This is a genomic window from Frankia nepalensis (genome assembly GCF_016786325.1).
In the GTDB taxonomy this organism is placed as follows: Bacteria; Actinomycetota; Actinomycetes; order Frankiales; family Frankiaceae; genus Pseudofrankia; species Pseudofrankia nepalensis.
This window is the reverse complement of the sequence record NZ_JADWYU010000151.1, coordinates 30,382-42,893: the sequence shown is the minus strand read 5'-3', so window position 1 is coordinate 42,893 and position 12,512 is coordinate 30,382. Positions and strand designations below refer to the sequence as shown.

General features: G+C 74.9%; 9 protein-coding genes and 1 pseudogene. 4 read left to right on the top strand and 6 right to left on the bottom strand.

The window, feature by feature from the left end:
- Positions 1 to 280: pseudogene (locus tag I6A81_RS43800) on the bottom strand (hypothetical protein); the annotation flags it as partial.
- Here I6A81_RS43800 and I6A81_RS23755 point away from each other — a divergent pair.
- Together I6A81_RS23755 and I6A81_RS23750 are read left to right on the top strand one after the other, a co-directional pair.
- The gene (locus I6A81_RS23755) at positions 279 to 2,600 is read left to right on the top strand and encodes a sensor histidine kinase (protein ID WP_203007608.1); all 2,322 of its coding nucleotides are present in this window, start codon (positions 279 to 281) and stop codon (positions 2,598 to 2,600) included. The pseudogene I6A81_RS43800 and the gene I6A81_RS23755 sit on opposite strands and share 2 nt — an antisense overlap.
- Positions 2,601 to 2,703: 103 nt before the next feature.
- A complete protein-coding gene (locus tag I6A81_RS23750) occupies positions 2,704 to 3,354 on the top strand; it encodes a response regulator transcription factor (RefSeq protein WP_203007607.1) in 651 nt (216 codons plus the stop codon).
- A 14-nt stretch (positions 3,355 to 3,368) separates the two neighbouring features.
- On the opposite strand, the gene I6A81_RS23745 is transcribed toward I6A81_RS23750, so the two are convergent.
- Together I6A81_RS23745 and I6A81_RS23740 are read right to left on the bottom strand one after the other, a co-directional pair.
- Positions 3,369 to 4,064 carry a DNA-3-methyladenine glycosylase I gene (locus I6A81_RS23745; RefSeq protein ID WP_203007609.1) on the bottom strand — a complete coding sequence of 232 codons (696 nt, stop codon included), beginning with the start codon at positions 4,062 to 4,064 and terminating at the stop codon, positions 3,369 to 3,371.
- Between the two features lie 365 nt (positions 4,065 to 4,429).
- Positions 4,430 to 5,545 carry an adenosine deaminase gene (locus I6A81_RS23740; RefSeq protein ID WP_203007606.1) on the bottom strand — a complete coding sequence of 372 codons (1,116 nt, stop codon included), beginning with the start codon at positions 5,543 to 5,545 and terminating at the stop codon, positions 4,430 to 4,432.
- Between the two features lie 213 nt (positions 5,546 to 5,758).
- Here I6A81_RS23740 and I6A81_RS23735 point away from each other — a divergent pair, with 213 nt between their 5' ends.
- Complete coding sequence (locus I6A81_RS23735) at positions 5,759 to 8,119, top strand: serine/threonine-protein kinase (RefSeq protein WP_203010307.1); 2,361 nt, start codon at positions 5,759 to 5,761, stop codon at positions 8,117 to 8,119.
- A 111-nt stretch (positions 8,120 to 8,230) separates the two neighbouring features.
- Positions 8,231 to 9,772, top strand: a complete 1,542-nt coding sequence (locus I6A81_RS23730) for a serine/threonine-protein kinase (RefSeq protein WP_203007491.1) — start codon at positions 8,231 to 8,233, stop codon at positions 9,770 to 9,772.
- A gap of 144 nt (positions 9,773 to 9,916) precedes the next feature.
- Here the strand turns inward: I6A81_RS23730 and I6A81_RS23725 are convergent, their stop codons facing one another.
- The 3 genes from I6A81_RS23725 to I6A81_RS23715 all read right to left on the bottom strand — a co-directional run bounded on the left by I6A81_RS23725 (position 9,917) and on the right by I6A81_RS23715 (position 12,403).
- A complete protein-coding gene (locus I6A81_RS23725; protein WP_203007490.1) occupies positions 9,917 to 10,285 on the bottom strand; it encodes a hypothetical protein in 369 nt (122 codons plus the stop codon).
- A 930-nt stretch (positions 10,286 to 11,215) separates the two neighbouring features.
- The gene (locus I6A81_RS23720) at positions 11,216 to 11,716 is read right to left on the bottom strand and encodes a GNAT family N-acetyltransferase (RefSeq protein WP_203007489.1); all 501 of its coding nucleotides are present in this window, start codon (positions 11,714 to 11,716) and stop codon (positions 11,216 to 11,218) included.
- A gap of 63 nt (positions 11,717 to 11,779) precedes the next feature.
- Entirely contained in the window at positions 11,780 to 12,403 is a 624-nt protein-coding gene (locus I6A81_RS23715; RefSeq protein ID WP_203030094.1) for a LysE family translocator, read from the bottom strand.
- Positions 12,404 to 12,512: the final 109 nt, after the last annotated feature.

Below are 12,512 nucleotides of genomic sequence, written 5' to 3'. Positions count from 1 at the left end.
GGGGCGGCGGGGGGCCCCCCACCCCCCCGCGCGCCGCCCACCCCCCCGGGCCCCCCGCGGGCGCGGCCGGGGCGCCGCCGGCGGGCGGCGCCGCGACCCCGCCGCCGGAGGCCGGCGCGCCAACCGCCACGGCCACGGCCTCCGTACCCCTGACCGCGACGGTCCCGGCCACCACATCCCCGACCAGCGCATCCCCGGCCACCGTGTCCCCGGCCACCGTGTCCCCCGCCGCCGCGTCCCTGGCCGCCGCGTCCCTGGCCGCCAAGGTTCCGACCGCCATGGGTCCCAGCACCACGACGGCGACCGCCACCGCGCCGGCCGCCGGCCTGGCTGGGCCCGGCTCAGGCCGGCGCGCCGCCGGCGGGGAGAACGCGACGGTCGACGAGGCCGCGGGTGCCGCGCCCGCGGCCGCCACCCCTGTGGTGGTCGCGGGATCGGTGCTGGCCGTCACGCTGGCGCTGCTGTCGGTCTGTTGCGCGGTCGGCGCGATCGTCCTGCACCGCTACGTCATCGACCGGACGTCGCAGCCGGTCGGGCTCATGGCGGAGGACGTGGTGATGGCCACCGCGTTCCCGCTGGTCGCCGCCCTCCTGCTGCTTTACCAGCCGCGCAACCGGGTCGGCTGGGTCCTGCTGTCGACGGCGCTGACGGGCCCGTACCTGCTGGCGACGCAGTACGCGGCGCTCGCCCTGGTACCCGGCAAGGACGGGCTGCCGCTGCAGGAGGCCGCCACCTGGTTCGCGGTCTGGGGCTACGTCCCGTACCTGGTGCTGTGGGGGCTCGTTCCGCCGCTTTTCCCGGACGGGCGGCTCCCGTCCCGCCGGTGGCGCTGGGTCGTGGGCGCCATCGCCGTCATCATCGCCGGTCACCTGCTGGTCCGGATGTTCTCCCCCACGGCCACCGATGTCTCCGCGGAGCTGGCGAACCCGCTCGGGGTCGAGGGCGCCCGCTGGCTGCTGTACTCCACCCTGTACAGCTCCGTCGCCGCGATCCTCGGCGGCGGGCTGGTGGGGCTCGCGGCCGTGGTGACACGCCTGCGCCGGTCGGCCGGGCAGGAGCGCGCGCGGCTGCAGTGGCTGGTCGCCGGGGTCGCCGGCCTGATCGGCGCGCCCCTGGTCGGCGTGGTGCTCGAGGACGGCTCGACGCGCGACGGTGCCAGCATCGGCATCAGCATGGGCACCGGGATGGCGCTGCTGATCGCCGCGATCGGCGTCGGCGCCGTCCGCCACCACCTGTTCGACATCGGTACGGCGCTGTCCCGAACGGTCGTCTACGGGCTGCTCACCGCCTTCCTGTTGGTCGCCTACGCGGCGACGGTCGCGGCCGCCGGCGCGATCATGCCCGGGCACCGGGTCGCCTACGCCGTCCTCGCGGTCGCGGCGCTGGTCGCGGCGGCGGCCCGCGACCAGGTCCAGCGGGTCGTGGACCGGCTCCTGTTCGGCACGGGGCGCGACCCGTACGCGATGCTCGCCGTGCTGGGCGGCCGGCTCGACCTGGCCACCGGGCCGATGGACGCCCTGACCCAGCTGGCGGAGGGGACGCGCCGCGCGCTCAAGCTGCCCTACATCGCCGCCCTGGCCATCGACGAGCGGCTGCCCGTGGTGGAGGCGGGAGGGCCCGTGGAGGCGGTCGAGCGGCTGCCACTGCTCGCCAGGACCCGGCCGGTGGGCACGCTGGTGGTGGGCCGGCGCCACCCGGCCGACCTGTTCACCGACGCGGAGCGGGCGATCCTCGACGACGTGGCCCGGCGGGCCGGTGACCTGCTCGACGCGGCCGCCCTGCAGCACGACCTGCGCCGCAGCCGGGACCGGCTCGTCGTCGCGCGGGAGGAGGAGCGCCGCCGGCTGCGCCGGGACCTGCACGACGGCATCGGCCCGCAGCTCGCGGCGATGGCGATGCAGCTCGACCTGCTGGCGGACGGGCTCGAGGAGCGGGCCGACCCGGCGGCGGCGCGGGCCGCGCTGCTGCGCGACCGGCTGCGCGACACCGTGCGGGACATCCGTCACGTCGTCGAGGACCTGCGCCCGCCGGCGCTCGACGAGGGCGGGCTCGCCGTCGCGCTCGCGCAGGTGGTCGCCCCGTTCGCGCCGGTCGTGGCGTTCGAGGCACCGGCCGGCCTGGCCGACGTCGCGCTGCCGGCCGCGACCGAGGTGGCCGCCTATCGGATCGTCGCGGAGGCCGTGACCAACGCGGTCCGCCACTCGGGCTGCGAGCGTTGCGTGGTCCACGTCCGTCCCGAGGCGCCGTGGCTGGTGATCGAGGTGTCCGACGACGGCACGGGCCTCGCCGCCGACGCCGTGCCCGGCGTCGGCCTCCAGAGCATCCGCGAGCGCGCGAGCGAGGTGGGCGGCCGCCTGGAGGTCCTCACCCCGCGTGCACGACAGCGCGTCAGCCCTCAGGGCCAGGATTCGGCGCCCGCAGCGCCTCTGATGCCTGACACGATTGGCCCTGACGCCGGACGGGACGGGCTCGCGGCCCGCCGGGCAGCGCGGCCGTCGCCGCCGGGCACGGCATCGGACGCCCCGGGCCAACCGGGAACCGCGGGCGCCGCGGGCGGCGGGACGCTGGTCCGGGCGCGGCTGCCGCTGGACCCGGCGTGACCCGGCCCGCGGTTTCCGTGGGGTCAGCGCTCGTGAACCCAGCGCTCGTGAACCCAGCGCTCATGGAAGCGACGGCGCTCATGGAAGGGACGGTGGCTTCCTCATGACCGCGCCGCGGGTCGTCATCGCGGACGACCACGAGCTGTTCCGGGATGGCCTGCGCGGCCTGCTCACCGGGCTCGGCGCGACGGTCGTGGCCGACGTCGGGGACGGCCACGCCGCGGTGGAGGCCGCGGCGCTCCACCGGCCCGACGTGGTGTTCATGGACCTGCGGATGCCGGGCCTGGGCGGCATCGAGGCGACGGCCCGGATCGGCGAGCGGGCGCCCCAGACGGCCGTCGTCGTGCTGACCATGAGCGAGGACACGGCGTCGCTGCAGGCCGCGCTGCAGGCGGGGGCACGCGGCTACCTGCTGAAGGAGTCGTCGAAGGCGGACGTGGCCCGGGCGCTGGAGGCCGTCACCGGCGGGGGGATGGTCATCGGGACCGGTGTCGCGGACAAGGTCCGCCACGCCGTGGGCGGGCTGTCGGCGGGGGTGTTCCCGCAGTTGTCGGACGCCGAGGTGCGGGTGCTGGAACTGGTGGCGGACGGGCTGGACAACCGGGCGATCGCCGGCCGGCTGTTTCTCGCCGAGAAGACGGTCCGCAACCGGGTGTCGTCGATCCTCGCGAAGCTGGACGTGGCGACCCGCGCCGAGGCCATCGTCCGCGCCCGCGCCGCCGGCCTCGGCGGGGGCACCGAGAACGCCAGGTAGCGGCGTCGACCTCGTCAGGCCCGCGCCAGGGGACCCGGGGGTTCCAGCTCGGCGCCGCCCGAACCTCGAGCGAAGCAGTCGGCGAGGTGGTCGTCGACGAGGCCACAGGCCTGCATGAGCGCGTAGCCGGTGGTCGGCCCGACGAACACCAGGCCGCGCCGGCGCAGCTCCTTGGCGAGCGCCACGGAGGCTGGCGTCTTCGCCGGGACGTCGGCGAGCGTGCGCGGGGCGGGCGCGCCCGGGCCTGGCGCGAACGCCCAGATGACGTCCTCCAGCGGCTCGTCCAGCGCGACGATCGCGCGGGCGTTGATGATCGTCGCCTCGACCTTGCGCCGGTTGCGCACGATCGAGGCGTCCGCCAGCAGCCGCTCGACGTCACCCTCGCCGAACGCGGCGACGGCCTCCGGGTCGAACCCGGCGAACGCCCGCCGGAACCCTTCCCGCTTGCGCAGGATCGTCAGCCACGACAGCCCCGACTGGAACGCCTCCAGGCTCAGCCGCTCGAACAGCCCCACCGTGTCCCGGACGGGCCGCCCCCACTCCTCGTCGTGGTAGGCGACGTAGTCCGCGGTGCTCAGCGCCCACGGGCACCGCGCGACCCCGTCCGCCCCGACCTTCGGGCCGCCCGCGGGCCCCGCGCCGACGGCATCGGCTCCTGAGGTCGCGAGCGCCTCCGCCACGGGTTCCTCCGCACCGACCTGAGCAGTCATGCCAGCCTCCCGGACGCTCGCCTCCAGCACGGCGAGCATCGCACCGAGGTCCGACACTTCTCCCCGGCCATACGACGCCGACCGCGCCCTCTCCTACCGGACCCGCGCGGCTCAGGCAGGCGGCGCCGGTCCACCTGGGCACGGCGTCATCTGCCGGCCGTCCCAGACACGACCGCTGGCCAACACAACAGCTTCGCGAGGCTTCGTCGAGCTTCGCGAGGCTTCGTCGAGCTTCGCGAGGCTCGACGAGACCGAGCACGGTGGCCCGGCCCGTCTCGGGGCTCTCAATCTTCCACGGTCACGAGTGGAGCGGTCGCCGGTGCTGGTGGCCGCTCGTCCGGCGGGTGCCCGCCATCCTGAGCCGCTCAGGTTCTTGGTGTCGAGTTGGCCGCCAAGGCGTCGAAGCCTGGCTTGATGACTTTGTTGATCAGGTCGAGACGCTGGTCGAAGGGCAGGAAGGCGGACTTCATCGCGTTGATGGTGAACCAGCGAATGTCGGCCCAGCCGTAGCCGAACGTCTCGACCAGAGTCGCGAACTCGCTGGTCAGGGAGACGTCGCTCATCAGCCGGTTGTCGGTGTTGACCGTGACCCGGAAACTCAGGTCACGCAGCAGCCCGATCGGATGCGTGGCGATGCTGGCCGCCGCGCCCGTGTGCACGTTCGACGACGGGCACATCTCCAGCGGCACGCGGGTGTCGCGGACGTAGTTCGCCAGCGGCCCGAGGGTGGCCTTCCCGTCCGGGTCGACGGCGATGTCGTCGACGATGCGCACGCCGTGGCCGAGCCGGTCGGCGTTGCACCACTGCACCGCCTCCCAGATCGACGGCAGCCCGAACGCCTCGCCGGCGTGGATCGTGTAGTGGCCGTTGGCCCGCTGGATGTACTGGAAGGCGTCGAGGTGGCGGGTGGGCGGGTTGCCCGCCTCCGCGCCCGCGATGTCGAAGCCGACGACGCCCCGGTCCCGCCAGCGGATGGCGAGCTCGGCGATCTCCAGCGAGCGGGCCTGGTGACGCATGGCGGTGAGCAGCACCCGGGCGTGCAGACCGGTGCCGCCGGCGCCGACCCGCAGGCCGTCGACCACGGCCTCGACGATCTCGTCCAGCGACAGGCCGCGCTCGATGTGCAGTTCGGGAGCGAACCGGATCTCGGCGTAGACGACGCCGTCGGCCGCGAGGTCCTCGGCGCACTCGCGGGCCACCCGGGACAGCGCGTCCGCGGTCTGCATCACGGCGACCGTGTGCCGGAACGTCTCCAGGTAGCGTTCCAGGGAGCCGCTGTGCGAGGACGCGCGCGAGGGGCCCCGGAACCAGCCGCCGAGCTTGTCGACGTCGGTGCTCGGCAGCCCGGTGTACCCGTAGGCGTCCGCCAGCTCGATCACCGTCGCCGGCCGCGGGCCGCCGTCAAGATGGTCATGCAGCAGCACCTTCGGCGCGCGTCGGATCTCCTCGGCCGTCGGCCGCCGGCCGTCTGTTGTCGTCATCGTCACGAGACTAGGCCAGCGGTATGACTGATCCGCGTCCGCGGATCCGGCGACGCGCCCGGCGGGCACGGGTCGGACAATCGGGAGGTGCATGGTCGCGCCTCGTAAAGGGGATGGGCCACACGCCGAGGCGGTCGGGCACGGCCGGGCGTGACCGGGGGGTGGACCGGGCGCGGCCGGGTGTCGGCCGCGACGACGAGAAGGGACGACGAGATGTCAGGCGAAGGCCGGTCAGCGCCGGAAGCCGGCCAGCCGGGCGGCTCCGTCGCGCATGCCCCCGGGACCGTCGTCGGCCGGCGTTACCGGCTCGAGGCCGTGATCGGTGAGGGCGGCATGGGCGTGGTGCACCGCGCCACCGACCAGATCATGCGCCGGGCGGTCGCGATCAAGCAGGTGCGGATGCCCGCCGCCGGCGGCGACGCGAACGCGCAGGCCCGGGAACGGGTGCTACGGGAGGCACGCGCCGCCGGCCGGGTGCACCACCCGGGAGCGGTGGGCGTGCTGGACGTCATCGACGACGGCGAGCTGCCCTGGATCGTGATGGAGCTCGTGGAAGGCGAGTCGCTGTCGACGCAGGTCGAGCGGACCGGCGGGCTGCCGGTCGACCGCGTCGCCCAGATCGGGGTCTCGCTCGCCTACGCCCTGGACGCGGCGCACCGCCTCCGCGTCATCCACCGCGACGTCAAGCCGAGCAACGTCCTCATCACTCGCGACGGGCAGGCCAGGCTCACCGACTTCGGAATCGCGGTCGCCGAGGGCGACCCGCGGCTCACCAGGACGGGCGAGGTCATCGGCTCACCGGCCTACCTGTCGCCGGAACGGGCTCATGGGGAGGCCGGCGGCCCGGAGAGCGACGTCTGGGGCCTCGGCGCCACTCTCTACGCGGCGGTCGAGGGTGAGCCCCCCTTCCTCGGGAACACTCCGCTGGACATCCTCACCGCCGTCGTGGACGGCCGGGTCCGGGTCGCCACCCGCGCGGGACGGCTCTGGCCGGTCCTGGAGGCGATGCTGTCCCAGCGGGAGATCGACCGGCCGTCGCTGACCAGCGTCCGCGCGCGGCTGCGCGAGCTGGCCGGCGAGGCACCGAACCGGCCGGTGGCCACCCGCCCCAGGGCCACCAGGCCGGGCACCGCGGCGCCCCCGCCCGCCCGGCCGCCGTCGCCCGCCAGGCCACGACCGGAGGCGGGCCGGGCCACGCCGGTACCGCCCCCGCAGACACCCCCGCTACAGACACCACCCACGCAGACACCACCCACGCCGGCCCGCCCGCCCGCGCCCCCCAGCCGCGCCGCGAAGCCGGCCAGCTCGCCGTCGGCGGCCAGCCCGCCGGCCGGCGGGTCGCCGGCCGACGGCCAGGCCGTCGCGGCGGCCGGCGGCGAGGTGGCCGCGACCCGTGTCATCGGCGACGTCGGTGACCTCGATCCGGCCACGGCCACGGCCACGGCCGGAGCCGGCGCCGCCGTCCTCGGGATGGCCGATGGCGATCTGGCCACCACCCGGGTCGCCGCGGGCCCGCCCGGCGCGCCGCCCGCGGACCTCGCGCCCACGCCCACGCCGGCGGCACCGGGGGACCTGGCGGACGCGCCGCGCGCGGCACCGGCGGGCCCGGGGATCGAGGCCGCCGGCGCGGACGCCGGGGCCGGCGACGGCACGGCGGTTCTGGACGGGCAGGCCGCCGGCGCGCCGGTGCCGGACGCGGCCGAGCCCGAGCAGGAGGAGGACCTCGACCCCGCCGAGCTGGACAAGCTCGCCGGCTACTGGCCGCCGGGCACCGGGCTGGCGGCCAGGGCCGCGGCGCCCCCGGCACCGGGCGGCGAGCCCACCGCCGACGGCGCCCGGCCCGAGCGGGATGCCCGGCGGGCCGCTCCGACCCGGCACCGCGCGCACCAGTCGCGCTCGGCCGGGCAGCAGCCGCGGTCGCGCACGGAGCGGCAGGTCATGGTCGGGCTGGTCGCGCTGATCGTGATCCTCACGCTGGCGCTACTGGTCGTCCGGGTGTCCGGTTCCACCGGCGACGACGAGGGCTCCTTCGTCGGGCCAGGGGCGGTATCCACGCTGACGGCCGGCGTTCCCAGCGGGCCCACCGGCGACGAGCCGGTGGCGACGGATCCGACGCCGGCGGTCGCGCCGCCCGGCTGGCTGTCCTACACCGACCCGGCCGGCTGGTCGGTCGCGTACCCGGCGCAGTGGCAGCGACGGCTCGGCGCCGGCGCCCCGGGAACGGTTGATTTCGTCGATCCCGGCACTGGTACCTTCTTGCGGGTCGGTAGTGTCGCGCAGGCGCCGAATTCGGTTCTGGGCGACTGGTTGAAGAACTTCGAGGCGGCGATGCGCGGCGGGTTCCAGGACTACCGGCTGGTGCGCCTCGCGGCGACCGACGGAGGCAACGGCGCCTCCCAGGCCGACTGGGAGTACACGTACCGCGCCGACAGAGGGAAGGTCCATGTGCTCGACCGAGGCGCGGCCCGCGGCGGCCGTGGCTACCTGCTCTACTGGGAGACCATGGAAGAGCGATGGACCAGCGACGAGTCGCTGAGGCGCCAGGTGTTCGCCTCCTTCCGCCCGGCGCCGTGACGGCGCCAAGGGCGATGAGCCCCATCCCCGCGGACCCGTCCGCGTGTCTGTCAGCCCCGCGTCAGGAGGGCTACGTGCACCGCGTTCGCCCCGTCTGTCAGACTTGACAAGATGGCCAGATCGGCGAGCGTGCCACCGGAGACCTCCCGCAGTGGCACACCCAGTATTGTCGCCGGACGTTACCGCCTCGACGCACCGATCGGGCGCGGTGGCGCCGGCGTCGTGTGGCGCGGTGAGGACGAGGTCCTCCAGCGCCTTGTAGCGGTCAAGGAGATCCTCGTCCCCCTGGCCGGCGCCCAGCAGGACCGGGACGCGCTCCGCGCCCGCGTGCTCCGTGAGGCGCGCGCGCTCGCGCGCCTGAACAGCCCCGCCATCGTGTCCGTTCACGATGTGGTGGAGGAGGCCGAGCGTCACTGGATCATCATGGAGCTGGTCGACGCGGAGAGCCTGGGCGACGTCATCCGCGCCCAGGGCTCGCTGCCGCCCGGCCAGGTCGCGGCGATCGGCCTCGCGCTCGTCGAGGCGCTCAGCGCCGCCCATGAGAAGGGCGTGCTGCACCGGGACGTCAAACCAGGCAACGTGCTGCTCGGCCGGGACGGCCGCGTCCGGCTGACCGACTTCGGCATCGCCGCGACCGAGGGCGACATGACGCTCACCGGCACCGGCGCGCTCGTCGGCTCGCCGGCCTACATCGCTCCGGAACGGATCCGCGGGTCGTCGGGCAGCCCGGCCAGCGACCTGTGGGGGCTCGGCGCGACGCTGTACTCGGCTGTCGAGGGAACGCCGCCCTACGAGGGCCCGGAGACCTACGCCGTACTGTCCGCGGTCGTCGAGGGCCGTCGGCGGCCGTTCCGCAACGCGGGGCCGCTGCGCAGCCTGCTGGGTGACCTGCTCGACAAGCCGGCGGAGGAGCGGCCGAACGCCGAAGAGGTCCGCCAGCGGCTGATCCCGATCGCGCGCAGCAGCGAGCCCGTCCCGCTCTCGGTCATCAACGGCACCATGACCGGGGCCCGCGACGGGGACGACGCCGGGCTGGAGAACGTCACCGGCGCCGGCTCCGAGAGTGACGGCGCCCACGAGGGCGGCCCGGTGAAGGCCGCCGCCGCCCAGCGCGCGCTCGAGGAGGAGATCTCCAGCACCAGCTCCGACCAGCTCTCCGGCCTGGAGTCGGTCTCCGGGGGCCCGTTCGCCGGCCAGCGGCCGTCGGGGCGCCGGTCGTCCCGGCAGGACGAGAACAAGCGCGCGCTGGTGATCGCCGCGGTCGCCGCCGCGGTGGCCGTCTGCGCGGCGATCGTGGTCACCCTGCTGCTCGCCGACCGCGGCAACTCGTCGGAGCAGCCGTCGTCGGTGACCCCGGGGACGGGGTCGGTGACGGTGCCCGCGACGACGTTCTCGTCGCCACCCGCCGCGGCTCCGACGACGGACCCGCCCGCGTCGGCGACGGCGACGCCCAGCCACCGGCCCACCGCGCCGCGGACGGCTGCTCGCACGTCGACCTCGCCGGCCGTGGTCGTCCCGGAGACCACCCCGCCGGTCACCACGACCACGACGCCGCCGCCGGCCAGCAGCTCGCCGACCCCCACGAAGCCGCCGACCACGCCGCCCGTGAGCACCTCCACGTCCCCGTGGGTTCCCCCGTGGCTGAGGGGCTGACCGGCCCACGAGCTTCGCGCAGGCCTCCTCGAGGGCGCTTCCCACCGGAAGCGTCCTCGACGTGCTGAGCCCTCCAGGACCAGCCCCGAGACAGGGGCGGTCCTGGAGGGCTCAGCACGTGGATGTGGTGCCCGAGGATGGTGGTCAGCTGGCGCGCGGCATCAGGTCCTGGGCTCGCAGCACCCGGAGCAGGTCCTCCGGGTCGATGATCAGGCGGCCGGTCGGCGGGCGGGTCGGGTCGCTGTCGTCGTACTGAAGCTCGACCTGCAGGCTGTAGAAGTCGGCGAGGTGGCGTCCCAGCTCCCACAGGCGCCGTTCGGTGGCCTTCTGGTTGCGCCAGCGGCGCTCGGCCTCCGCGTCGGTCTCGACGCTGCCCTCGCGCTCGAGGCGGTGTGCCCGGCACAGGCCGTCGGGGTCATTGCGCAGGGCACGTTTGCCGCACCGGTGCGCGACGTATCCCCGGCCGCCGCCCATGACCATCGCCGTGCAGCGGTTGTCCTCTTCCCACACCATCCCGGACTGCCACCCGCCTTCCTGTCCGCCAGTCAGAACAAGCCGCGGCACCAAGGCTAGGGGCTTTCAGCCAGATGTCCATGGCCAGCCCCCTTAGTTCACAACGGCGATACATGGGAGGACGATCTCGGCCAGGTCCACCGTGAACCCGCTGCCATCTAGCGGAAATCTGCCCGGCCAGCAGCACGCCGATGACCACTCCGGGCGGCTATTCAAGGACCAGACGTGACAACACGGGGACCATTTACCGTCAGCCACGGGCACGCTCGCCGGTTACCCATCGAATCTTCAACGAAAAGGTGTGACTCGCGCCACTAAATGCGCATGGCGCCGTCCGGAGAACATGTCGGCGGCGTACCGGCGGCCCCGCGCCGCGCGCGAGAGAGGACCGGCCGGCCCGCCTGGGCGCCGGCGGCGCCCGGGCGTGGAGCCGCTCCAGCGAGCCGCCGAGCCCACGAACCGAGCCCCACGAACCAGTCCCGCGAGCCCAGCCGCGGGCAGTCCCCGCGAGCCGGGCCGCGGGTGGGTCTCCAGCCGACACGCGCCCGCGAGGACGACCCGGCAGGCGACTTCGCCTGCCCGCCCGCCCCGGCCCGCGCCCGCCGGCGGGCCGCGACGAGGACGGCGGCGGACGGCGCCCGAATCCGCGCCCAGGTTCGCCGCGCGCAATTCCGCCAGCATTTGTTTACCTGGAAAAAATGTGTTCGTTCCATTCCCGTGACAAACGTGGGAGCCGCCGCGCGGCGGCGTACCGGCGCGGGGTGGTCCGAGCACGCCAGGGCGGCGCCCGGGCCAGCGCGTTCACGTCGCGCGCCGCCATGTCCGGCATCGGATCCCGAATAGTCGCCGCGGCCCCGTCGTCCCCATACGCAGACCGAACACCGATCGAACATGTGACCGCCTTCGGCCGCCTTTCGCGCGCCCGGACGGTCAGAGGAAGCGGTGCATGATGTGCATGTCGACCTCGCCGTGAACGGCGTGCCGGAAGCCCCTGGGCACGGTGCCGACGATGATGAAGCCCAGGGACCGCCACAGCTGTAGCGACGCGGTGTTGGTCGTCACGACCGCGTTGAACTGCATCGCCCGGTAGCCGAGCTCCCGGGCGGCGTTCAGGCAGTGCTCGCCGAGCCGTCGGCCGACCCCCTGCCCGCGCAGCTCCGGGTCGACCATGAACCCCGCGTTCGCGACATGGTCACCGAGCTTCAGCTGGTTCGGCTTGAGCTGGTACGTGCCCACGATCCCGCCGTTCGGCGCGACGGCCACCCAGGTGTACGCGGGCGGCGGCGCGAACCACATCGCCCGCCCCGCCTCGCTGGTCGTCTCGGGGTCGTACGGATACGTCTCCCCCGCCGCGACCACCGCGTGCCACAGCGGCCACAGTCCCGCCCAGTCCTCGTCCGCCGCCGGCCGGACCACGATCTCGCCACCCACGGCCCCATTGTCCCGGAGAGACGAGCCGCGCCGTTCCGGTCGGCCGTTCGGCGCCGGGCCGGATCAGGCCTCCGACGCCGCGCGGGAGCCGAGAAGGCCGGCGTAGGCCACCATGCCGACGCCGGCCAGCGCGTCGACGGCACGTACCGCGCCGGCGGGGAGGCGGCGGCGGGTGAGCGCGGTGACGGCCGCCAGCAGGCTGACCGCGGTCAGGCTGCCGAGCCCGATGCCGGCGACGAGGGCGACCGCGCCGCTCGCCGTGGCCGCCACGCCGGCGACCGAGGCGCCGGCGAACAGCGCGGCCCACGAGGCGATCGTCAACGGGTTCGACGCGGTGGCGCCAAGCGACGTCACGAACGCACGCCACGGCGCCGCGACCTCGAGGTCGGTCTCACCACCCGCGCGGACGCGCCACGCGCTCCACAGGGTCCGCACGCCCAGCACGGCCAGTACCGCCGCGCCGCAGGCACCGAGGATGGTGCGCAGGCTGCCGATCGACAGCACGGGCGCGGCGCCGGCGGCGCCCGCCACGGCGTAGAGGAAGTCCATCGCCGCGATGCCGGCGCCGATCGCCAGCCCGGTGCGCAGGCCGCCGCGCAGCGTCGACCGAATCAGGAACAACGACATTGGCCCGATCTGGGCCGCCACCAGGAATCCAAGCCCAAGCCCTACCAACAGCGCGTGCATGCCGCCACAGCCTGCCGGCGGGGCCGCGGCCCGTCGACGGGTTTTCCGGTCGGGGTCCGGGCCGGCTTGTCGGACGGGTCGGATAGACAGGGCGGTGACAGCCGGCGGG